This window comes from Dickeya ananatis, assembly GCF_019464615.1.
GTDB lineage: Bacteria > Pseudomonadota > Gammaproteobacteria > Enterobacterales > Enterobacteriaceae > Dickeya > Dickeya oryzae.
Genome location: NZ_CP040816.1, coordinates 2,392,168 through 2,415,273 on the forward strand (window position 1 = coordinate 2,392,168; position 23,106 = coordinate 2,415,273).

The window sequence follows — 23,106 nt, forward strand, 5'->3', positions numbered from 1 at the left end:
TCATTGAGGATTAGAAATGAAATTTGATGCCAGCCAACATCGCTGTACGATTATTCTTGATAAAGATCTGCCAGCGGGTCTTGCTATGAATACGGCCAGCGTCATTGGAATCAGTTTCGGACGTATGGTTGAGAACCTGGTTGGTCCTGATATGCAAAGCCTTGACAACGTCAATTATCCTGGTGTTATTTACAGCCCACTTCCTGTTCTGCTGGCGTCAGGTGAATACCTTCCCGAAATACAGGCTAATGCAGAAAGTGATAATGATACTTATATTATGCCATTCAGTGCATTGGCACAGTCATGCAAGACGTATGCTGAGTATGGAGAAAGAATATCTTCAGTAAAGAGTAACGATATTGAACTGGTAGCAATTGGACTTATTGGTTCTAAAAAGAAATTCACTAAAATGACGGAAAACCTTCCGCTCTATAAATAATTTACCGTGAATACTTACTAAGTCAGCAGTAGATATACTGCTGACTGCTTCTCCGTACATATGAATATTTCACTCGACGTTTTTCTTCGCTAAGCAAGACAACCCCCTCGCACTCTCCCTTACTTTATCTTCCATGAATAAAATTATGGCCGTCATCTTCATTGAGATGCATGAATATAAAACAGCAAATAGGTAACCCGATACCGAGCAAAATAAATAACAGGCTAAAACTATTTAAATTAATAGCACTCTCCACTCGGGTAAGAAAACGCAGCATAGGAAAGGTTAATGCCATACTTGCCATAATGGAAAGTAACTGAGTCACCGTCATAATGTTATTGCCGTTATTATAGGTGTGGTGACTCAAACTGCTGAAGGCCAGTGTATTCTCTGCGGAATGCAATGTTGAGATCAGAATGCCGAGCAGCACAGCAATAATGCCGATGAATATCGTTGCGTTCTCCTGCACTGCGGCACCCATTGCAAGAATACACAGAGAAGTAAAGGCCGTGGTGTGTAGGAGCAGCTTGCGATAACCAATCCGTTTTATCAGCGGCTCAAAGCCAATTTTAGAGAGCAGAGCACCGCTGGAGAATAATAATAAAATCAGGCTAACGGTGATAGGGTCACACGCTAGTTTGGTTTGCAGCATCAGCGACAGCACCACTGGGATCGAGGAGAGCAAAATTCGCGTGACAATACCACTGGTCACGCCAATAGAAAATGTTTTAATGGCGAACAGGTTTTCGCGCGATTTAGATCTATCTGTCAGCAGATTCCGTCTGAAATAGAGGAATACCAAGCCAAACCCGGCAATAGCCAGCGAGGTACTCAGCGGTAGGCTGATGATATTTTTTGGTATCGCAGTGAGCAGAAATGCGCCGAGAAATAAGATGCCTACCAGCAGCATCAGTTTATAGGTGTCTCCCCGAATGTGTGGGACCTGCATATTGGCAGGGATATGTTTTCTCGCCAATATAAGACAGACCAGGCATAAGGGAATGTTAAGCACAAAAATCAGACGCCACGACACCATATTGACCATCAAACTCCCCAGCACCGGACCAATCATGGTACCCAGTAACCCCAGCAGGGTAATGCGGTTGAGGAATAAGAGTTTCATGGCATCTGGCGTGGTCCTCAAAATAATGGTTCTGATTATCGGCAGCATTAACGCACCGCCGATCCCTTGCATAAAACGAAATGCGCTCAGACTGACGATAGACGTCGCAGTCGCGCACAATAGCGAGCCGGTCATAAAAATAGCGACCGCGACAAGGTAGGTGTTACGTTCACCCAGTCGCTCTGCCATCCAGCCATTGACGGGGGTGAAGGCCACCACGGTGACAACATAGGAGATAACAATCAGCTCCATATGCAGCACCGGTTGGTGAAACACCTCCGCAATAGCTGGCAGTGCGATATACAGCATCGTCGTGTCGACGGATTGCATAAAAAAAGTGATGGATGCAATCCAGAACAGCGTCCACGACGTCTTCATCATTTACGCCACGGTCATCTGGCCGGCGTACAGTACAAACATACGCAGCAAGAACACACCGAGCAGACTGAGACCCGCCATAAATACCATCTGCTTACGGCCTGGCGCACTGTCGTGGCTCTTCAGGAATCCGGCGATAAGCGGAACCACGATACCTACACCGATAACACCAATCCAGAACACGCCGCCCCAGAAACCGGTAAGTGCATTGTGCGCCGACAGGGTTTTCTGACCGCCCCCCAATAACAGCCCGACAAAGAAGGCGAACAACAAGAAGAGTTCTGCGAATACCACCGGATTTTCAATCTTATGGATGAAATACAGCGTACCCTTATGTTCGCTAATAAACCGGCGATTCATGGCACCAGCCAATAATGCAACCGCAATGCCTGACGTGGTGCCCGAGGCGAGGAATAGTACTGGCAACACTGGATTGTTCAGCATCGGGAAGGATTTGAGGGCTGACAGCAGGAAACCGGTATAGCACCCCAACAGGATTGCCAACACTAACAGCGTATTCTCAAACCAGCTGATACGTTTCTGGACAATAGCACTCAGATTACTCACCAGAGAGAACAGACCACCAGTGTTGAATTTACTCACCAGCTTCAGCAACGCATCTCGATACAGGCTGACCAGCCACAGGATGATAAACACGAAGTAGACCTGAAACAGCATCACACCGAGCGACATGATGGAACCAGGATTGTAGAAGACCATCAGGTACCAAAAAGTCATCGGCCGAGTCAGGTGGAAGATCAGAATAATCAGACCGACCATCACCGACAGCGGTGCCACGACAGCCGTTGCTATAACGATAGGATTTTTGCCGCTGTACTCAGCAGGCACATAATACTTCAGCAACATCGTGAGGGTGACCATGCCGGCGGAAATACCTACCAAAAGCAGATAGATGGCAATGGGCCAATCCCACACTAGCGTGTTGAAGTGGAAAGCATTAAACATTGTCGATTACCCCGCGCTTGCCTGGAATGCGATAGAGCTTCGGTTCTGTGCCCAGATATACTTTGGAGCGATAAGTTGGATTCGCAAGGATCATCTGGGAGATATCGCTGGCCGGATCGTTCAAATCGCCAAACACCAGGGCGTGGGTCGGACAGATCTCGACGCAGGCCGGTTTTTTGCCTGCGGCCAGATTGGTTTCACGGCAAAAATTGCACTTATCGGCGGTATTGGTTACTGGGTTGATAAAGCGCACGTGGTAAGGGCAGGCCGCGATGCAATAGCGACAGCCCACGCAGCGCTTATCGTTGACGTCAACGATGCCGGTGAGCGCATCCTTAAAAGAAGCGCCGGTCGGGCACACGGAAACGCACGGCGGGTTTTCGCAATGCTGGCAGGATTTACGGAAATATTGGCGTACAGCACGACTGGTCGAGGTGCGCGGAATATTAACCGAGGTCAGGATCTCGAGGCGGGTCACCCCATCGGGGACATGGTTGGTCTCTTTACAGGCACCGATACAGGCTTTACAGCCGATACACAGTGATTCGTTGTGCAACATGCCATAACGTACTCCTTTCGAAGCGCCAGTCGCGGGTGTTGCGTTTTGCGGTGCAGCCTCATTTGCTAACGCCAGTGAGGAACTGCCAGTCATAAAAAAGGCACTCCCCATGTAGGCAAGAAATCGGCGGCGGGAATGATCTTCCATAACATTACCTTCAGTATTGAATATACCCAAAAATATTCAGGTGGTAGGCGCTTGCTGTGTCTGATTTGTTATACGCAGTGTAGAAGGCCTGCCCTGAGACAGCGAAAAAAACTTTTTTATATCGATGCCCAGCAGGCATCATAAATTTTTTATCTATAAAAAATAGAAGATTCACATAAACCATGATCTTCCTATGTGTTTTATTTGACCATACCACTTAGTGGATATATCGTGCAGTAAATCACATTTTCAGCTTTGAAGTTTAATATAAACATCATCTGGGTTCATTATAAAATCCCAGAAAGGAGAATAGCGGAAACGATTAAGTAAATGAGCAAGTGTTAATAAAAAGAAAATAATAATGGAGAGTCAGCTGGGAATCATTATTTATTTACATGGGGCAATATTATCAGCCTAAAAATAATCATAAAACCGTGATGTGAGAGTATCAGATGCTAATGGAGGCAACGCGACTGAATGTTCAATTTCGGGAAAAATGGGCAAGGTTACTGAATTGTAAAATGTCGGTACAGCCTGAAAAAAGAAGGGATGGATATTACGCCAAAATATTTGCACGCGTTGTGGAGTTTCATCTGATTTCAGCCGATGCGTATGATACTCAGCCATACCATGATGAACTGCGACGAAAGAAAATCAACGCTCTTATCCCTCGCCGCGAGGGTTCAGAAAACTGACATGAGGTGTATGCAGATTGCACCCTACTGTTGCGAATCCGAGGGTTAAGGCAACAATACCCGTAGGAAATGGGCAACGGACTACCACCGTTGTTCGGTGATTCACTGACACAGCGGGACTACGATGGTCAGGTTGCAGAGGCTCTGGTCATCGTGCTTTCACTAAACAGCATGACGAAGGTAGATATGCCAGAAATTATGCGTATTGCCTGAGAATCGCTCTTTTGCCAAGAGCCCTTGACCAAAATATTACTTATTCAACAGAACCTATTTCACACTCAAACACACCTGTTTCTGAATGTGTCATTTTATGATCGGGTTAAAATAATTATTCTGTTATCAGCGTACTATTTGAAAAAGCAATGCTATTGCACTTAGTGCATCATGATTAAAAACCGTGATGATGCAATGCACTGTGAGTATGTTATAAAAATATTAATACCTTGTATGGGGGATGTTCTGCGCAGGTTTATTTTTGAGTTATGTTGATATGAAAATTGACAGAGACGGCCACACCTCCGTTTTTAATTCAAAAAATAGTCTTTGCTTGCTTCATCCAAGAATAAAATAAAGGAAATTTATTATGAAAAAAAAAGCTCTGTTATTCAGTATGCTCGCACTCGCTTTTTCTTCTATGGCGCAAAGTGAGACCCGGGAATCTACCGATCTGGTGATCATTGGCGCGGGGGGCGCAGGTATGACTGCCGCCATTGAAGCACATAATCAGGGAGCTAAAGTCATCCTATTGGAAAAGATGCCGTTTGCCGGAGGGAATACAGCACGCGCAGAGGGAGGCCTAAACGCGGCGGGAACGCCTTATCAAAAGGCCAAGGGCATTGAAGATAGCCCTGAGTTGTTCTTTAAAGATACAATGAAAGGAGGACGAAACATCAATAATCCTGATTTGGTGCACATCCTTACAGAGCAAGCAAAAGATTCCATTCAATTTTTGAAAGAAAATGGCGCTGAGTTAGCGGATGTGTCTCGAGCCGGAGGGGCGAGTGTCGATCGTATTCACCGCCCTATTGGGGGCGAACCCGCGGGCAGTTTTATTGCTACTGCGCTGATCAAAAAAATCAAAGCACTTAATATTGATATGCGTACACGCACTTCTGCAACAGAAATTATCAAAAATGATAAAGGTGTAGTGACTGGTATTAAGGCTAAAGGTAAAGATGGTAACGTTTACACCATCGATGCTAAGAAAGTGATGATTACCTCCGGTGGATTTGGTGCAAATTTTGACATGATTAAACACTACGATCCCAAATTGGTTGGTTTTAAAACGACGAATGCTCCTGGTTCATTAGGAGAAGGTGTAAAAATGGCGGAAAATATTAACGCCAAGCTAGTGGATATGGAATATATCCAAATTCACCCCTCAACCGTACCCGGAAAAGGGATTCTGATTACGGAAGGTGTGCGTGGTGACGGTGCTATTTTAGTTAACGAACAAGGCAAGCGGTTTGTTAATGAATTACTAACACGCGATGTGGTTTCGCAAAACATTTTAAAACAACCTAACGCCCATGCTTATGTGATCTTTAATGACGCACTCGTCAAGCAGAATAAAACCATTGATACTTATTTTAAACAGAAACTGGTGTTCGAAGGGGATTCGGTAGAAGCGCTTGCGACTGCCATCAAGATGGATCCCAAGCAGTTATCTAAAACGCTGTCTGACTACACAGGCTACGCAAAAGCGAACAAAGACACCGAGTTCGGTCGCGAAAGTTTTAAACAAGCACTGGATACAGGCAAATATTACGCTATCGAAGTGACGCCAGGTATCCATCATACGATGGGTGGTATCGCCATCAACACCAAAGCACAAGTTATCGATAACCAAGGCAAGGTGATCCCGAACCTGTTTGCGGCAGGTGAAGCTGCTGGTGGGGTGCATGGTGCCAACCGACTGGGGGGTAACTCTCTGGCGGATATCATTACCTTTGGTCGTATTGGTGCCGATGAGGCGGTAAAAGAAATTAAAGCAGGTCAATAAGCCACATTATTCACGGGACGCCGCTTCGTGAGTAGCGGCGTTGCATTCATCTCAATACCAGAGAGAAGTGGGAGAATTATGAAAAAGATCATTCCATCGTTGGCTGTTGCCGCCGCCTTGTTGTTTGTGACCTCGGCCAGCGTTCAGGCTGCTCAAACGTATAAAGACGGGACATACACCGGAAAAGCGCAAGGCAAAGAGGGGGAGATCGAAGTTTCAGTGAAAGTTAACGCGGGCAAAATTGCCAATGTTGAAGTGGTAAAACACGAAGATACTGAAGCAATGATGCTAGGGGTAATTGATAACATCTTGCCAGAAATTATTGAAAAACAAACAGTAGAGGGAATTGATGCGGTGACGGGCGCGACCATGTCCAGCACAGGTGTACTGGCGGCGGCAAAACAGGCGTTAGAGAAAGCGAAATCTTAATCATTTAAACCCAAATCATTCGCATTCTCGTTTTAAATAACGCAAAGCGTTAACCCTTTAGGACGATGCTCAGTCATGAGCATCGTCACACGGCAAGCAAGGGACAAATTTGTTGGGAACGAATTTTGATCCTACCCACGTAATGTGGACTCAGCCTTTATTGATGGCAAAGGCCTGGAATTCCCCTAACACCGTATTTTCAGTAACTATCGGCTTCTGGCATGAGCAGACGGCCAAACCTCTTTGGGTCCAACATCCTATACAAACAGCCCCTGACCATAATCAGACTGAAGCAAGAGATAACCGAGCAATCGCATATACCTCTCGCAGAGCACTCTGCTATACCAACATAATCTGCTGAATATTAAGATGATGCGACAGTTCACGCACGATAACCAGGTAGCTGATAAACCCGATTTCATCTGGAAATTCACCGTCACGTTTGGGGCTGCCGGAAATCACATCCGCCACACGGTTGAATACATCCTCGATCTGCTGCTGAGTCAGCATGTCATGGCTGCCTGTGATGCGGGCAATCTCTTTAAGATATGGGTCGGCGCATGAAGCCTGCTGCGCGACCTGACGTAGTACCGATGTCGCCTGAATCACATCTTCGATGGTGGCGATTGCCATCTCGACGTCATACGCGGACGGAATAGTGTGGCGAAAAAAACGATGCGCGATGGCCTGATATCCCAGCGGTAAAACAACATCGGGAGAGGTGAAACGCACATGGTCATCACCAATAGTGAACCGCTCATTCATCGTCGTCATTCCTGATGCAACCCTCTAATGCTTAAAACAATAGCGCTGATACACCAGAAAAGGAAACGCTCCTTTTAATTGGCGGTCAGGTTTCAGGTTGCGTCGCTAGTTTTGATCTCCGCTCGGAAAAAGCGTATTCCCCCGCTTAAAAACCAATGCCGCCCTATTTCAGAAGTAACCCCACGCTATATTGCAAGAGTCTGTCGCTATCGAACTAAAGGCGTAGCCTGCCAGGACGCATGACATCGGCTATGGCGGGCATCGCCGGGTACAATCACCCGGCGATGTTGAAGGGCGGGAGAGATGAATTCGAACAGAAGAAAATCCAAGCTGGTGCACATCACACAGAAAACCGCTCTCGATCAGCGCGATATTTGGGCTGACATCGTTCAGCGATAACGTATGATCAACTTACAACCGAGATCAATCCACTCGCTTCGCTATACTCTAATACAGTGCCATAACGCTCACTTAGTGTGGTCAGTGAGGCGTCAATGGCATGCCCTTCCTGATGAGACACGCGCTGTGGCAACCCCCGATCCAGCGGCCGTGAACGGTTCATCCCCAAATCAATCGGCAACAGTGAAAACTGGACGGCACCGTCTTCGATATCAAAGATGGCAACGGCATTTTGCGAAAAGCGTGCTTCTGCATGGCCCGATGGTTGACGGGTGAGGAAATAACCGAATTATCCGCCTTCGGCTCCGTCATAGCAGACCCGCTGTTTTCACAAGCGAATGACGTGGATACCGCGCTGGTAACACTACGCACCACCAGCGGCGCGCTGTGTCAAATCGATAATGCCCGACGTGCGGTCTACGGTTATGACGATCGCATCGAGGTATTTGGTACCAGAGGGTTAGCCGAATCCTCACGTATTACCGAAGGTAGCGTGATGCGCATTTATGACGACAAGGTACTGACAGAAGGTTTGCCCAAAGACCCGATGATCCGAATGGCGCCCAGCTATCAGGCGGCTCTATACGCCTTTGTCGATTTCGTGCGTGACACCAGTATCCCATCGACCAGCCGCGTGCCCGGCGTCCTCGATGGTCTGTGGGCGCAATGTATCGCGGAAGCCGCGACCCGGGCATGGCGCGAGCGCCGGATAGTCACGCTGGATGAAATCACGTCATGTCTCGATAGCGTCCCGATGTGATCGAATCGATATAATAAAAGATACGTAGCCACACGGAGCCGCGGTGGCTATTCGGGGTTTGACTATATTCCGGTGCGACCAGCCCACGCAGCGGGATATAGCCAAACACGGTCGGCAAACCTGACCTTAGTAGAACGCCTTAATCTGGAGCGCGGGTTCAACCGTTTTTTTGAAAATAGTCAGGACGTGCCTTCCGTTGTCGTCAGCAAAGGCATCACACCCATTACGATTACTCCACGCCTGAATATTGCCACACATCACGCGAAGCGCCGTCTAACTCCCCTTTTACTGCATATTGCAGGTACAATTCTCTTACGTTTTTCCCATCCACAGCGCTATCACGCAATGAGCCCGACATGCTAACAGACAGCGACATCACCTTCCGTAAACTTGAGATTTTCAAGACCTTCATGGAAACCGGCACCATCACCCGTACTGCGGAACGCCTTGGGTTGAGCGGTGTCAGCGTGCACCGGGCGTTACATACGCTGGAAGAAGGCGTGCGCTGCCCGCTGTTTATCCATAAAGGTCGCAATCTGGTGGCATTGCCAGCGGCACATACGCTACTGGAATACAGCCAGGAAGCGATGTCGCTGATGGAGCGAGGGCTGGAAGAGACGCGCAAGACCGCAGGCGTCGGTCAGGGGCGACTGCGTATCGGCACACTGTATTCGCTGACGCTGGAAACGGTGCCACGCCTGATCATGGGCGTCAAACTGCGCCGTCCCGATCTGGAACTGGATTTGACCATGGGGTCGAATCAGCGTCTGCTCGCCATGCTGGATGACCAACAGCTTGACGCGATCCTTATCTCGCTGTCCGACGACACGATTGATCGTAACCGGTTGGAGTGTCTGCCGTTGTTTGAGGATAATATTTGTCTGGCGGCACCCGCCAGCGCAAAGCTCAATACCAGTCAACCGGCCGACCTGCGGGATTTTCATCACCAACGGTTCGTCTCACTGTCTGAAGGGTTTGCCACCTATGCCGGTTTTCAGGAGGCGTTTCATATTGCAGGCTTTGAACCGGAGATCGTCACGCGGGTGGGTGATATCTTTTCCATGCTGAGTCTGGTGCAGGCTGGTGTCGGCTTTACCCTGATCCCCGAGCGGATGAAAAAAGTCTACGAGAACGATGTGCAACTGCTACCGCTGGCAGCGCCTTATCAGATGCGCCAGCTTATCGCCATCGTCTTCGCTCGCAACCGCGAGCACGACCCGAATCTGCTGGCGCTGGTCGCCGAAGGCCGTATGTACGCCCGCAGCCTGAATACTACCCCTGCGCCCTGAGTTGCGCGGTGCGGTGGATAATCACATCGCTACCGCTACGCTCCAGTGAAAATGCCTCGCTGCGACTAAACGCCTGTTTCGCCAGACAAGTCAGCACGCCACCCGGCGGCATCTCAATCGCCAGCCCGACATCACGCTCTTCCGCTGCCACCATCGCCTCATGCCAACGCACAGTGCGCGCCATGTTCATCGCCAGATCGTCTGCAATACGCTCCGGTTGCCAGATAGCACGGGCGGAGCTGCCGCTGAGGTAACAGCAGCGGGGAGGAGAAAAGGACACCGACGCCATCGCCGCCGCCAGTTGCCCGGCGGGCGCATCGAGCAGCGCACAGTGTGACGGCACGCTAACATGCAGGCGTTGCGCCCGGCTGGCACCGCGTTGCAGTGCCTGTTCCGCCACCTGTGCCATGCTTTCATCGCTACCGGCAATCACAATTTGCCGTTCAGCATTCAGGTTGGCGATATACGCCCCGCTGCCGGGCAGCAAGGCCTCCACCTCCGACTGGCTTAAGCCCATAATCGCGGTCAGTCCGTAGCCTTGCGGGTATGCCTGTTCCATCAGATCACCGCGCAACGCCACCAGCCGTAACGCATCATCAAAACGCAGCACCCCAGCTATCACCGCCGCCGGAAACGCGCCAATCGATAAACCGCTGACCATATCTGGCATCAGGTCACGCGCCATCAGCGCTCTGGCCCAGGCCACCCCGGTTATCAACAGGCACAGTTGTACCGCACGGGTGTGTCGTAATGACTGCGGGGTATCCAGCTGGTAAACCTCATCCCCCAACACGGCAACCGCCTCATCCAGCACGCTCGTATCAACAGGCAATTGCTGCAACATGCCGGCGTGCTGTGCGCCCTGTCCGGGGAAGGTAAACAGAATTTTCATTTTACAGCTCCATTGCCCACGGGTCGCTGACCCGCCGCGGGCCGTGGTTGGTTTTTAACAGCACCTGTCCATCACGTAACCATTCAGCCAGCGCGAAACCGCCGTTGGGCGTTTCAATTTGCGTATCAGCTCGGCATAACGGCGATGCGAAAAGCAGCCGTTGCCAGTTTACCAACGTGTCACGCTCCAGCGCCTGTGGTGCGCGAATCAGCAGATCCAGGTCGCTGGCGGCATGCAGTACCGGCACTTGCGTTGCCAGCGCGTAGGCCGTGGCACCGGTGATGCCCCATTGCCACGGCCAGTGCTGTTGCGCCAGTTGAATCGCAAGCTGTACCGGCGGCTGAGAGACAAACGATGAATGCAATAGCGATGACAGGTTGCTCAGACTCTCCGGCGTGACCACCCGAACAATCTGCTCTGGCGCTACCCACCCGGCAGCACGCTGGTCGCGGCGCAGGCCGCGCACCCCCACCGGAATGCGCCCGGCCGGGTCAACGTCACGCCGCACCACCACCGGCAGCGCCGGTTGCCACTGGCTCGCCACCCAGGGAGCATCAATCCCCTCCAATGCGTCGCGGGAGGCAAGCCATAACAGGTCGTGCGGTCGTGTCGTTACCATGATTCAGACTCCTGATGTCGTTCAAATACCTGACGTTAACGTGATAAACAGCGGCAGCGACAGGATACAGAGAACGGAGCTTAACAGCAGCACGGCTTCAGCATCCGGCGATTGCACGCCAAAACGGTTACCGAACACCACCCCGAAAAACCCGGCGGACAGCGCAATCATCAGAATCGCGGTGATCGCCACCGAGCCGTGTAATCCCAGTACCAGCACGATACCCCATGCCAACGCCGGTTGAATCAGCAACTTGGTCAATACCGCGGTGGTGACCATCGAATTCAGTTTTAACTGACGTGCTGACAGAATAACCCCGGTCAGGAAGAGTGCGGTCGCGGTCGCGGATAAGCCCAGCGGTTTGATTGCCGATAACAGCAGTTCTGGCATACGGATACCGATGGCGGATAACACGACACCCAACAGCGGCCCTAACACAATCGGTTTTTTCAGCGATCGCCACATCAACACTGGCAGCATCGACAGCGTAGAGGTCTCGCTGCCGCCGGACGCCCGCGCCTTTTCACGCTCCAGAATCAGCAGGCAGAACGGCGTCATTAATACCGAACCACAGGCAATAGAGACCGCCACGGAGAGTGATGTCGATGACCCATCACCCAGCACACTGCCGAGGATCGGCAAACCGAGTGCCGCGTAGTTGGGCAGCGCGACGGTCAGCGTCAGCACCGCTGCATCCTGCGGCGTTTTATGGAATACCTTGACGGCCAGAAAGTAGATAGCGGCGTAGGTTATCCACATCGCCAGCGTCAACACCACGATCAGCGGAGACTGTTGGACAATGCCGGACCAGGGCGTTTGCACGGTGGCGCTAAACAATGCCGCTGGCAAAGCAAAATCCATCACGAAAATATTGAGCAGCGCGACGTTCTTGTTATCCACCAGCTTGGCTTTGCCCGCCCAGAACCCCAGCAGCATGATGATAAAAATGGGCGCGAGGGCATGAACAATTACATAAGTCATATCGTATTCACCTGTAATAAAAAGAGTATCAGTTCCAGCGCGATGGTTTGGCTTGTGTCCGCACAGTGGCGGGCGCAATGTCTGTCGATGTTCAGACGGCCGTTTTTTTCAGACAAAAGGGATCCTGCAGGCGCCGAATGGCACCTTGCCCCTGTTATCTGGCAGGTCTCTTTATTGGCTTACCGATAGGTGGCCGTCGTGGTTCAACACGAACCAGCCACCGGTGTGTGACTTAGCTGTAAGCGTGGTTAAGCGCGCTTACCACTGCGCCCTCATCCGCTCACGAACGAGGGAAGAACTGCGCCGGTTGTCCGCACCCAGTCGCGTTTTCAGCGATGGGTCACGGCGGGCATCGGCCACCGCCTGTTGCAGTGCCGCGATCACCTGCGACAAATCGTCAGCGGACGGCGCATCCGGGTTGGCGATATCCAGCAGCGTGGATAACAACCCCAGCGTGGCGTAATTGCGGATGTCATACGCCATCGGCGGGATGGTCGCGGCCAGCTTCTCCAGGTCTTCGACACTTCTGAGCGTGATACGCGCCGCTGAGGCTTTGCCCATGGCATGAATTTGGACTTCCGGGTCATTAAAGGCGATCAGTCGGTTGGCCTGATAGCCGTGAGCCAGAAACGCCCCGGACATCGCTTTGCCGACGATCAACCCAATGACCGGGTGACCAGCAAGACGTGCCTCGGCGTAAGCCCCTGCCGACGCCGCCAGCGCCTGATGAATACCGAAGGCTTCTTCCCGGCGACCATACGCCTGACTGGGTACATCAATTACCGCTACGATCGGGCGTTTCTTCTCGCTATTGCGATCGGCTGCAATCGTTTCATGCACCACCTTCGCCAGCGTCCAGCCTTCCAGCAACCCGACCTCACCTTTTACCGCACGCGGGTAGTGGTTATTCGCGTCGGGAACCACAGCGATAAAACGTACCGACTCACCGGCGATGTCGCCGTCCGCCACCTGTACCGACGGGCACAGCCCGCTCAGGCGTGGTTTCCCAGGTGCCAGCGCGTCTAACCATAGCGCGCCGCGATGTGCTACCTGACTCATGGTTTTACCTCCCCGAAAAGCTGTTGGATCTGCTGCGTGTCGGCCTGCATGCGTGTATCGGCATCAGTCAGACGTGTCAGATACCACGCATACTTATCCGACCGGTGCTGTGCCGCTACACCGTGGGCAAGGGCATCATTCACCGCGTGTTTGACGGCGTTAACGCCATCAGCCACCAGACTGTCGGCCAGACCGCTGTGGTGACGAATCTCACCGCCGGTCATACTCCAGATGAACGGGCGATCACGCGAGTCGTACTCGGCGACGCCAGCTTCCTGTTCAATCACCTGCGGGCCATTGAGGCCCAGACGTGCCTCGCGGGTAACAATCAGGTGGCTGCACAGTGCCGCGGCAATCGACATGCCGCCAAAGCACCCTACCGTCCCGGCGATGATGCCGATAACCGGTGTATAACGACGCAAGTCGACAATCGCGGCATGGATATCAGCGATCGCCGCCAGGCCCAGATTGGCTTCCTGCAACCGTACCCCGCCCGTTTCCAGGCACAGAATCGCCTGCGTCGGAATACCGTTCCGCTGGTCCTCAGCCGCCAGTTCCAGCGCAGCGGCCATCTTGGCCCCGGAGACTTCCCCCATGCTGCCGCCCTGAAATGCCCCTTCAATCGCGATGACCACCGTCGGTTTGCCCTGCAACGTACCTTTCGCGACCACCATGCCGTCGTCAGACTGCACCACGATCCCTTGCTGACTCAGCCACGGCGAAACCATGCCGTCAAACGGGCCGAGCAGCTCGCGGTAGCTGCCTTCATCCAACAGCGCGTGGGCGCGTTCCCGCGCTTTAAGTTCGATAAAACTGCGGTCGTCACGCATAACTCACCCCTTCAAAAACCTGTTCGATACGGATGCGTGCCACACCGGGCGTGGCGCCAAAATCATGGATGGTCATGGTGCCGGCCGTCAGGCTGCCAAGCGTACTTAACCGGGAAAACAGCGCCTGCCAGCGTGCCCGGCTGTTATCCACCGACGTGGTGATGTCGATGGTGAGCGTCTGTCCGGCATCCGCCGTCAACAGCACTTCCATATCACCGGATCCCACCACGCCCGCCAGCGCGTTGCCGCTGGCCGTGCGGGTAGCCGGGAATGACAATGTAATGTGTTCCATAACACCCTCTTAATCGTATAAAGATGGTTGTGCGATACCATCAAGCAATAACGTGGCAGCCAGCAGGTCGGCCGCACCGCCAGGCGAGGCGTTCAGCGCCAGCATGCGCGTATCCAGTTGCGCCAGCGCCTGTCGGCCCGCGGGGCAAGACACGCCACCCGCCGCCAGTACTGCCTGTGCACCCTGCTGCATCGCCTGTAACCCATCAAGCCCGGCGCGCGACAACACACAGGTATCGCTCAGCGACGTCATGACCGCCATCAGTGCATCCAGCCGCGCGTCGTTCTCGCTCGCGCCCTGACGCCGACTGCGTCGCAGTTGCGGCAGCGCCAGCCGGGTAATATGTGGAAAGCCCTGCTGCGCTTCTTCACGCGCCCCCGATACCTGATAACGCTGCGTCGCCAGCCGCCCTTTGCTGAACACGGTCGGCGCGGCGCTATCCGGCAGGCGAGCCAGCCGTGCTGCCGTCTCGGTGATAGTCTGCTCGCTGCCAAAACCGCCGAGCATCGCTGCGGCGCTCACCAACAGCCCCAATGCCCAGATGGCTCCGCGGTGCGTATTCACACCGCCTGTCGCCAGCATCATCTGCTGTTCGCCTTCACGCCCCACCCGCCCCACTGTCTGCCGTAATGCGGCATCCGCCGGGCGTTGCCAGCTCTGAAGCGCCAGTGCATGAAAGGTCGCGGTCAGGCTGTAAGCGGAGCGTTCCATCAGCGCGAGCGTCAAATCCTGATGCGCACCGCTGCCGCGGCTATCGACCAGACCCGGTTTGGGGCTCAGTCGCGCTTCCTCAATCAGGCAATGTGTTGCGGTGTCGGCCAGCCAATGGGCATAACCGTGGGCATCAGACTGTCGCTGCGTTTTCATTTACCAGCTCCGGAATTTGGCTGGCGGGTTGTATAAGCCGCCTGACCATTCCACCAGGTCGGCCACGCTACCCGCCGCTAACAAGGAACGGGTCGCTTCGGTACGGCGGATCCCCAAATCTTCCGGGTAGGCCACCTTGCCGCTGCGGCGGAACTCCGCCACGCGTTGAGCGTCCACACCCAGCCCGATATCGGTGATCCCGGCTACCGCTGCGACCATCGCCCGCCGTTCTTCCAGACTGTTGGTGCGATAGAGATAGGCAATCCCCTCTTCGGTCAGCACGTGGGTCACGTCGTCGCCATAAATCATCACCGGTGCCAGCGGCATACCGGTGGCTTTCGCCACATCCACCGCATCGAGTTTTTCCACAAACGTCGGTTTAACGCCGGCCTGGAAGGTCTCCACCATTTGCACCACCAGCTTGCGCCCGCGTTGCATCGGATCGGGTTCGTTGATCATGGCGAGCCAGGCCGGGGTGGCGTGACGACGACCATGTGGGTCGTGCCCCATATTGGGCGCACCGCCGAACCCGGCAAGACGGCCTTTGGTCACGGTAGATGAGTTACCCAGCCCGTCGACCTGCAAGGTCGAACCGATAAACATATCGACAGCGTATTGTCCCGCCAGCTGGCAAAATGCGCGGTTAGAGCGCATCGACCCATCAGCGCCGGTGAAAAACACATCCGGCCGCGCGGCGATATAGGCCTCCATCCCCAGTTCACCACCGAAGCAGTGGATACTCTCGACCCAGCCGCTTTCGATCGCCGGGATCAACGTGGGATGCGGGTTCAGTGTCCAGTGTTTACAGATCTTGCCTTTCAGCCCCAGACGCTCGCCGTAGGTCGGCAGCAACAGCTCAATCGCGGCGGTGTTAAAACCGATACCGTGGTTGAGCGACTGCACCTGATGCTCGGCATAGATGCCCTTGATAGCCATCATCGCCATCAGAATGTGTTCTTGTTTGATCAGACGCGGATCACGGGTAAACAGCGGTTCGATAAAGAACGGCTTATCTGCGACAACGACATAATCAATCCAGGAGCCGGGAATATCGACGCGTGGTAAATCGGTTTCGTCATCCACCAGTTCATTCACCTGCGCGATGACGATGCCGTCATGGAATGCCGCGGCTTCAACCAGCGCCGGGGTGTCTTCGGTGCTGGGGCCGGTGTACAGGTTGCCTTTACGGTCGGCTTTATACCCTGCAACCAGTGCCACATTCGGGATCAAATCAACATACAGACGGGAATAGAGTTCGATATAGGTATGAATCGCGCCCACTTCCAGCACGCCGTCTTCCAGCAGCTGAGAAATGCGCAGACTTTGCGTACCCGAGAAGGAGAAATCGAGTTTATGGGCGATGCCTTTCTCGAAGATATCCAGATGCTCGCTACGCCCGACGCTTGGCATGATCATGTGCAGGTCATGCACCACCTGTGGGTTGACTTCCGCCAGGGTGCGGGAAAGGAAATCGGCCTGCTTTTGGTTATTACCTTCCAGCACGACCTTATCGCCGGGAGCGATCAGTTTTTCCAGCATCGCGGCCAGATGTTCCGTAGGTAGCACCTTGCCCGAAACGGGTATCGACGCTTTGCGCCGTTGTTTTTCACTGCGGCGCGTATTCCAGACCCGCGGTGACGTTTGCCCAGACAACATTGTTAACCTCCTGATTCAGCTCATCATTTTGATTTGCCTTGGTCTGGGGAAAGTATGTTCTCTGGCTGAAGCGGCTTCAATCAAGCAGCCGTCACGATCATTAGCTTTAGAGTAAAGATAACTGGCACGCCAGCAATGATTACCGTGCCAGCCCGCGTGGAGTGCGGGTTTCCATCACTCCCCTTACATCGAGCAAATTGTGATCAGCCCGGCGCTTTGCACATCGGTATCATTAATAGCAATGGGGTGAGAACGGGAACATCGTTGCGGGAAGACAGGAATAGCGGCACAAGCCCGGTGCCGTATACGCATCGGCCCCATGCTGGATAAGCAACACGGGGCCGAACGGAATCATGGATATTATTACTAATCGGTTAAGACGCTATTTGGTTAAGACACTATTCGGTTAAAACACGACTGAGTTAATGCCCTTTGCCTTATGCCGGTTTGACACGATCCACAACCTTGTGGATGGCCGCGGCCAGTTCATTGATTTCAAATTTCGCCACATACGAATCAGCACCAACATTGCGTACGTGATCTTCGTTGGCTGAGCCGGACAACGACGAGTGGATGATAACGGGAATGTGCTTAAGCGCCTCATCACGTTTGATATTACGTGTCAGCGTAAATCCATCCATCTCTGGCATTTCCAGGTCAGTCAACACAAAGGCAATCTTATCTGAAATGGGCCGACCTTCCGCTTGTGCTTCCTGCGCCATGGATTTGATCTTGTTCCAGGCTTCCAATCCGGTGATATGCATGATGTAAGGAATATTCATCACCTTCAGCCCCGTTTCGAGCATTGTGCGTGCGACTTTGGAGTCTTCGGCCACAATCGCTACCGCACCGGGTTTCAGGTGGAACGTTTTCTCTTCCACGCTTTCAATCTTGATTTCACGTTCGGTGGGAATAATGTCGTGCAGAATCTGTTCCACATCCAATACCAGCGCCAGACGGTTGCTCGCCGGATCACTGTCCAGACGCGCGATACTGGTGATATAACTATTGCTGACTCCCGCCTCAGCGGTATTTACCTGACTCCAGTCAAGGCGGACAATATCGTCAACCGATTCGACCGCAAAAGCCTGGGTGCTGCGTGCATATTCCGTCACCAGCAGGATGTTGCGCCCGGTACTCGCCGCACACCCCACCACCGCCGGAAGATCGATAACGGGAATAATCTGCCCGCGAATATTAATCATACCAAGCATCGGTGGTGTCATACCCGCAGCCTTGGTCAAGGTTGGCATCGGAACGATTTCACGAAGCTTGAACACATTGATACCGAACAGCTCGGATGGCCCTTCACCGGTGGCCGATCCCAAACGGAACAATAACAATTCAAACTTGTTGGACGAGGTAAGATTAGTTCTCTCCTCAATCTCTTTTTGAAATTTATCCATTCTGTCCTCAATGCAAATAATTATTAATGTATGGTTACAAGGCAACATCAGTCATGCAGGTAAATCAGGCCGGTGGCCTTACCCCACTCTACGCGATTGCTGACGCGCTTCAAATAACTCTTACTTCTTATACACCATTAAAAAGAAAAATATGTGTCTCACGTCATCTGCTGCATCTTCCTGTTTTGAAAAGCATAGACCACCGGTCATTTCTCCACCATATTCCCGCGGCAAATGTTCTGCATCCTGTGATGAATGGCAGATTTGATTATGTGTGTTGTTATTACCTGCCTATATAAATAGGCACCGACTTAAAATGACCTGGGCGTGAGAATTAACAGAAATAATCAATATACCCCTTCATACTTCAAGTTGCAGGTGTGTTGGCTTTATTACTCGGCCCATCCCTGGGCCTCGCCCTTTTAGGGCCGCAGCGAGCTGCGTTCAAATCTGCTCCCGGCAGATTTGTCGTTCACCCGAATCACTTACCTCAGTAAGCTCATCGGGATTCACTCACTTGCCGCCGTCCTGCAACTCGAATTATTTTGGGTGTAGGATAATAAGATCATAAGAAAATGATCTTTCTTCTGATGAGGATTAGCTCGCTGTACCCTAAATTATTCGAGCCGCATGACGCAGGTTCACGGCTGCCGCTACGATGACCCTTTCCAGCCAAGGCTAGCGGGCATAGCTGTAGACGGAAGCGCGTGAAATACCCAGATGCTGCGCAATCGTCTCCATGGATTTTTTCACGTCAAGTAAACCGCTTTCCCGCAGTTCCTGCATCAGCAGACGCCGCTCCGGTGCTTTCAGTGCGCGCGGTGTGGTCGCCAGACGCGCCGCAAACTGATCAATACGCTGACGGATCGCTTCGGCACCGGACGGTTCCAGACTTTCGTTAAGCACGCCGCTATTGACCTGATTAAAATGCGCGAAGGCGTGCTGGATGCCGCGAAACAGTGTCATATCCACATTCAGGCACAAAGACGCGACATATTCGCCACTGGCGTCCTTAATGCCTATTGAGGTGCTTTTCACCGGACGGCCATCAGCAAACTGATTGGCATAATTAGCCACGATACCGGGAAATTCCGGCGATGCGATACGCGCCAACCCCAGCTCGGTAGCTGACTGACCGACTTCCCGCCCGGACAAATTGTTGTAAATCGCCAGAATCGAGTGATCCGGGTTTTTCAGATCATGGATCACCACTTCGCAAAACGGTGCGAAGGTCTCCCCCAGTCCTTCTGCAATGGTGTTGAGCTGTTCAAGCAGTATCGAATCCGGCAGATGCGTCACCCTGTTTCTCCTTCACCCTTTATTACTGGATAAATTATTTATAAATAGACGTTATGTCAAACCAGACCAGTACTGTATTCCAGCAAAAAAGCGTGCCTGCCCGCGAAAAACGGTTGGCAATGGCTAAAATACCGGCTATAAAAACAAGACATTTTGTTTAAAACTGGATAAATAGTTTACATAAAGGAACCGCCATGAGCCAGATTGTTCTGCCTTCTTATGACGACGTCGCCGCCGCCAGTGAGCGAATTGCCGGATACGCCCATCGCACGCCGGTCCTCACCTCCCGTACCGCCAACGACGCACTCGGCGCAGAGCTTTACTTCAAATGTGAAAACTTCCAGCGCATGGGGGCGTTCAAATTTCGCGGCGCGATGAACGCGCTGTTGCAATTCACCCCAGAGCAAAAGGCAGCCGGTGTGGTGGCGTTCTCCTCCGGTAACCACGCGCAGGCGATCGCCATGTCGGCAACACTGCTGGGAATCCCCGCCACCATCGTCATGCCACAGGATGCCCCGGCGGCCAAGATAGCCGCCACCAAAGGGTACGGCGCACAGGTGGTGACCTTCGATCGTTACACGCAAGACCGTGAAGCCATCGGGCGTGAACTGGCGCAACAGCATGGTATGACGTTGATTCCCCCCTTTGACCATCCACATATTATCGCCGGGCAAGGAACGGCGGCTAAAGAGCTGTTCGAGGAGGTAGGCGAGCTGGATGCTCTGTTCGTTTGTATGGGCGGCGGCGGGCTGCTATCCGGTTCAGCGCTGTCGGCACGTCAGCTGTCACCCAGCTGTCGGGTATACGGCGTCGAGCCTGAAGCCGGTAACGATGGTCAGCAGTCTTTTCGTTGCGGCCACATCGTACATATCGATACGCCCAACACCCTTGCCGACGGTGCTCAGACGCAGCATCTGGGTCAGTACACCTTTGCGTTGATTCGCAAGCATGTGGATGACATTTTAACCGTCAGTGATGATGAGTTGGTCACCGCGATGCGTTTTTTCGCCGAGCGGATGAAGATGGTGGTCGAGCCGACCGGCTGTCTCGGCTTCGCCGCAGCCCGTGCCAGCCAGCACCAACTGCGGGGGAAACGCGTCGGTATTATCGTCAGTGGCGGCAACGTTGATCTGGCCCGCTACGGCCAGTTACTGGCGGGGTAAACCGCCAGGTACCGCTTACCGGCACGACACTGCCGCCCATAACCATCGGGGCGGCGTGGCGTTCAGTTTGCGGGCCGTCTCCAGATAACGGGCATCCAGCAAACTGGCTGACCAGTACAGGGCCGAGGCGGTTTTAGCAGGCCAGATACCATCAAACCCAGGCACACCCGCTTGTCGCCGTACGATGTCAAATTTCACCGTGGTACGAGCAAACTCCTGATGGGTCTTCACCCCCTCCGCATACGGGCTGAGCCACGCCAACGCGCCACGCAGGCTCTGCCCCTCCGCGCCTTTCAGATCAAGCCAGTCACGCCCTTGCGTTCGCGCTGACAGGGCAGCACGTACCAGCGGTTCCAGGTCGTATACCACATAATGCAGCGCGTCACGCTGGCTGAAATCCAGCACTTCGCCATCAGGATGGATGTTGGCGTTCAACTGGCGAATAAACGCCTCTTGCGCCGCCGCCATCAGGTGGGCATCCCCCAGTGCGGCCGCGCCCATCGTCACCAGCTTAACGCGGTGGCTTTGCCAGTTATTCGTCCAGGTCCCACGCTTATCCTGCTGATGCGCCAGCATCTGTTGCAAGTAACCGGTGGTCAGCTCGCTCAGAAAACGTCGGGTACGCGCCTGTGTGGCTGCCGGCAATGCATCGTGAGTGAGCTGATAAGCGTCAATCAATCCATCCAGACTGGTTTCATCGATAGGGTTAAAGCTCAGACGATACGTGGTCGTCCAGGCATCGAGATAGGTTGCCAATCGGGATAGCGATGTCGCATCCCCGGCCATATGCCACGCCAGCGCCATATCGCGCATATAGCTAAAATCGCGTCGGGCGGTGTTCGAGATATCATAAATCCCCTGATGGGGAAGCGTTCCTTCGGTATGCATAACCGGGATAGCCTGCGGCTGCGCTGATGGCGGATGGGAAACGGTCGACAGCAGTGCGGATGCCGAGGGTGCGGTCGCCGCCAGACACAACCGGCTGTCAGCCTGCGTGGTTCCCGCCTGTACTGAAGCCATCACACCGGCAGCAAGTACGCCCACGGCCCATCGGATCATGCTCTTCGGCATCACGATACTCATGCGTAATATTCCTTCTAAAATAGCGTGACGGGATGCTGATGACGCAGCCAGTTCAGGTATGCCGACGGCCAGGCCGCGACCGGCGAGCCCGGTTCCCCCAGTCCAAAACCGTGCCCACCGACAGGATAGCGTTGCATCACTACCGGCACGTTAGCGCGCTGGCAGGCCTGTGCCATGATCATCGTATTATGCGGATCGGACACCGAATCATCCTCTGCCTGCACCAGAAAAAAGGGTGGCGAACGCCGAGAGACATAGGATTGCACCGACCACTCAGCCTCCATCGCGGCACTGGCATCCCGCCCCACCAGGACCCGGTGCGTCGCCGTATGCTGATAAGGTTTTTCCAGCGTAATGACGGGATAAATCAGCGCAGCATGGTCAGCCTGAATCGGTAATGCGTCCAGCGCATCCTGCGGGGGATAGAGCGCGTCTTGCCTGAGTGCGGCCATCCCTAACAAGTGCCCACCGGCTGAAAACCCCAATACGCCCACCCGGCGCTCCCGATGGCGAATCAACCGTAATGCGCGCTGCGCGTCCTGCAATGCCACCCGGTTGCCGTCATGCCAGCCTTCACCGGGCAAACGATACGCCAGAACATAGGCCGTATACCCCTGCGCCACCAGCCAGGCGGCGGCAGGCCAGGCCTCTTTGCCCATTTCGATACGCTGATAACCGCCCCCCGCCGCCACCAGGATAGCCTGACCATTGGGTTTTTCCGGCGTAAACACCTCAAGATAAGGCGTAGCAATGTGGCTAAGCGCTCCCCGGGCACTCAAGTGCGGCAGGTCAGCCGGGCCACCGCCGCCCGGCGGGGTGTGGTCCCACAGGTTGATACGCGGGTGTGGCGTCGGTAAGGACACGCCCAAGACCCGGCCTGCGGTCAGGAGCACAGTAACTGTTGAGAGAGCGGTAAGAAATCTTCTGCGATTCATCACTGGCCGACCTCTTTACTCGCGGGAATGGCGGGGCCGTATCTTTACGACCTGAGCGATACCATCACAGCAT

At 53.5% G+C, this 23,106-nt stretch carries 23 protein-coding genes and 1 pseudogene; 7 read left to right on the forward strand and 17 right to left on the reverse strand.

The window, feature by feature from the left end; all coding sequences use genetic code 11:
- The first annotated feature begins 16 nt into the window (after positions 1 to 16).
- Positions 17 to 439 (forward strand): PTH2-like family protein, encoded by a 423-nt coding sequence (locus FGI04_RS10600; protein WP_407273631.1) that lies wholly within the window; start codon positions 17 to 19, stop codon positions 437 to 439.
- 124 nt (positions 440 to 563) lie between these two features.
- Here the strand turns inward: FGI04_RS10600 and FGI04_RS10605 are convergent, their stop codons facing one another.
- The 3 genes from FGI04_RS10605 to FGI04_RS10615 are packed head-to-tail and all read right to left on the reverse strand — an operon-like array spanning position 564 to position 3,612.
- On the reverse strand, positions 564 to 1,943 hold the full coding sequence (locus tag FGI04_RS10605) for an MFS transporter (protein ID WP_428845673.1): 1,380 nt from the start codon (positions 1,941 to 1,943) through the stop codon (positions 564 to 566).
- Positions 1,944 to 2,906 (reverse strand): cytochrome c nitrite reductase subunit NrfD, encoded by a 963-nt coding sequence (nrfD, locus tag FGI04_RS10610; RefSeq protein ID WP_342701443.1) that lies wholly within the window; start codon positions 2,904 to 2,906, stop codon positions 1,944 to 1,946.
- Complete coding sequence (locus FGI04_RS10615; RefSeq protein WP_407336700.1) at positions 2,899 to 3,612, reverse strand: 4Fe-4S dicluster domain-containing protein; 714 nt, start codon at positions 3,610 to 3,612, stop codon at positions 2,899 to 2,901. Before FGI04_RS10615 ends, nrfD begins: the two co-directional genes overlap by 8 nt.
- Before the next feature lie 599 nt (positions 3,613 to 4,211).
- On the opposite strand from FGI04_RS10615, the pseudogene FGI04_RS10620 reads away from it, so the two are divergent.
- The 3 genes and pseudogenes from FGI04_RS10620 to FGI04_RS10630 form a co-directional block, all read left to right on the forward strand.
- Positions 4,212 to 4,520 (forward strand): annotated as a pseudogene (locus FGI04_RS10620) (IS5/IS1182 family transposase); the annotation flags it as partial.
- Between the two features lie 370 nt (positions 4,521 to 4,890).
- Positions 4,891 to 6,309, forward strand: coding sequence for a flavocytochrome c (locus tag FGI04_RS10625; RefSeq protein ID WP_342701445.1), 1,419 nt, complete (start codon positions 4,891 to 4,893; stop codon positions 6,307 to 6,309).
- Between the two features lie 78 nt (positions 6,310 to 6,387).
- Positions 6,388 to 6,738: an FMN-binding protein gene (locus FGI04_RS10630; RefSeq protein ID WP_342701446.1), complete on the forward strand. Its 351-nt coding sequence runs from the start codon at positions 6,388 to 6,390 to the stop codon at positions 6,736 to 6,738.
- A 339-nt stretch (positions 6,739 to 7,077) separates the two neighbouring features.
- Here the strand turns inward: FGI04_RS10630 and FGI04_RS10635 are convergent, their stop codons facing one another.
- Both FGI04_RS10635 and FGI04_RS10640 read right to left on the reverse strand, forming a co-directional pair.
- Positions 7,078 to 7,503: a hypothetical protein gene (locus tag FGI04_RS10635; RefSeq protein ID WP_407321253.1), complete on the reverse strand. Its 426-nt coding sequence runs from the start codon at positions 7,501 to 7,503 to the stop codon at positions 7,078 to 7,080.
- A 406-nt stretch (positions 7,504 to 7,909) separates the two neighbouring features.
- On the reverse strand, positions 7,910 to 8,065 hold the full coding sequence (locus tag FGI04_RS10640; RefSeq protein ID WP_407336701.1) for a hypothetical protein: 156 nt from the start codon (positions 8,063 to 8,065) through the stop codon (positions 7,910 to 7,912).
- Positions 8,066 to 8,155: 90 nt separating this feature from the next.
- On the opposite strand from FGI04_RS10640, the gene FGI04_RS10645 reads away from it, so the two are divergent.
- Both FGI04_RS10645 and FGI04_RS10650 read left to right on the forward strand, forming a co-directional pair.
- Complete coding sequence (locus tag FGI04_RS10645; protein WP_407336702.1) at positions 8,156 to 8,662, forward strand: Gfo/Idh/MocA family protein; 507 nt, start codon at positions 8,156 to 8,158, stop codon at positions 8,660 to 8,662.
- 356 nt (positions 8,663 to 9,018) lie between these two features.
- A complete protein-coding gene (locus tag FGI04_RS10650; protein WP_342701449.1) occupies positions 9,019 to 9,951 on the forward strand; it encodes a LysR family transcriptional regulator in 933 nt (310 codons plus the stop codon).
- On the opposite strand, the gene mdcH is transcribed toward FGI04_RS10650, so the two are convergent.
- From mdcH to FGI04_RS10700, 10 genes are all read right to left on the reverse strand, one after another.
- Positions 9,935 to 10,843, reverse strand: coding sequence for a malonate decarboxylase subunit epsilon (gene mdcH, locus FGI04_RS10655; protein ID WP_407336703.1), 909 nt, complete (start codon positions 10,841 to 10,843; stop codon positions 9,935 to 9,937). The two genes, FGI04_RS10650 and mdcH, sit on opposite strands and share 17 nt — an antisense overlap.
- A 1-nt stretch (position 10,844) precedes the next feature.
- Positions 10,845 to 11,462, reverse strand: coding sequence for a malonate decarboxylase holo-ACP synthase (locus FGI04_RS10660; RefSeq protein ID WP_407321251.1), 618 nt, complete (start codon positions 11,460 to 11,462; stop codon positions 10,845 to 10,847).
- A gap of 21 nt (positions 11,463 to 11,483) precedes the next feature.
- The gene (locus FGI04_RS10665; RefSeq protein WP_038904772.1) at positions 11,484 to 12,443 is read right to left on the reverse strand and encodes an AEC family transporter; all 960 of its coding nucleotides are present in this window, start codon (positions 12,441 to 12,443) and stop codon (positions 11,484 to 11,486) included.
- 258 nt (positions 12,444 to 12,701) lie between these two features.
- Positions 12,702 to 13,502 carry a biotin-independent malonate decarboxylase subunit gamma gene (mdcE, locus tag FGI04_RS10670; protein ID WP_407321250.1) on the reverse strand — a complete coding sequence of 267 codons (801 nt, stop codon included), beginning with the start codon at positions 13,500 to 13,502 and terminating at the stop codon, positions 12,702 to 12,704.
- A complete protein-coding gene (locus tag FGI04_RS10675; protein WP_407321249.1) occupies positions 13,499 to 14,332 on the reverse strand; it encodes a biotin-independent malonate decarboxylase subunit beta in 834 nt (277 codons plus the stop codon). The genes mdcE and FGI04_RS10675 overlap by 4 nt, the downstream gene beginning before the upstream one ends.
- On the reverse strand, positions 14,325 to 14,624 hold the full coding sequence (gene mdcC / locus FGI04_RS10680) for a malonate decarboxylase acyl carrier protein (RefSeq protein WP_038904776.1): 300 nt from the start codon (positions 14,622 to 14,624) through the stop codon (positions 14,325 to 14,327). The genes FGI04_RS10675 and mdcC overlap by 8 nt, the downstream gene beginning before the upstream one ends.
- A 9-nt stretch (positions 14,625 to 14,633) precedes the next feature.
- Positions 14,634 to 15,491, reverse strand: coding sequence for a triphosphoribosyl-dephospho-CoA synthase (locus FGI04_RS10685; RefSeq protein ID WP_342701454.1), 858 nt, complete (start codon positions 15,489 to 15,491; stop codon positions 14,634 to 14,636).
- Positions 15,492 to 17,147, reverse strand: coding sequence for a malonate decarboxylase subunit alpha (gene mdcA / locus FGI04_RS10690; protein WP_407321248.1), 1,656 nt, complete (start codon positions 17,145 to 17,147; stop codon positions 15,492 to 15,494). It lies immediately after the preceding gene.
- 437 nt (positions 17,148 to 17,584) lie between these two features.
- On the reverse strand, positions 17,585 to 18,553 hold the full coding sequence (locus tag FGI04_RS10695) for a chemotaxis protein (protein ID WP_342701456.1): 969 nt from the start codon (positions 18,551 to 18,553) through the stop codon (positions 17,585 to 17,587).
- 678 nt (positions 18,554 to 19,231) lie between these two features.
- Positions 19,232 to 19,852, reverse strand: a complete 621-nt coding sequence (locus FGI04_RS10700; RefSeq protein WP_342701457.1) for a helix-turn-helix transcriptional regulator — start codon at positions 19,850 to 19,852, stop codon at positions 19,232 to 19,234.
- A 194-nt stretch (positions 19,853 to 20,046) separates the two neighbouring features.
- On the opposite strand from FGI04_RS10700, the gene FGI04_RS10705 reads away from it, so the two are divergent.
- Positions 20,047 to 21,015: a threo-3-hydroxy-L-aspartate ammonia-lyase gene (locus FGI04_RS10705; protein ID WP_342701458.1), complete on the forward strand. Its 969-nt coding sequence runs from the start codon at positions 20,047 to 20,049 to the stop codon at positions 21,013 to 21,015.
- A gap of 15 nt (positions 21,016 to 21,030) precedes the next feature.
- Here FGI04_RS10705 and FGI04_RS10710 read toward each other — a convergent pair whose 3' ends face one another.
- Positions 21,031 to 22,098, reverse strand: coding sequence for an alginate lyase family protein (locus FGI04_RS10710; protein ID WP_407321247.1), 1,068 nt, complete (start codon positions 22,096 to 22,098; stop codon positions 21,031 to 21,033).
- Positions 22,099 to 22,112: 14 nt separating this feature from the next.
- Positions 22,113 to 23,033 carry an alpha/beta hydrolase gene (locus FGI04_RS10715; RefSeq protein WP_407321246.1) on the reverse strand — a complete coding sequence of 307 codons (921 nt, stop codon included), beginning with the start codon at positions 23,031 to 23,033 and terminating at the stop codon, positions 22,113 to 22,115.
- Positions 23,034 to 23,106 lie beyond the last annotated feature (73 nt).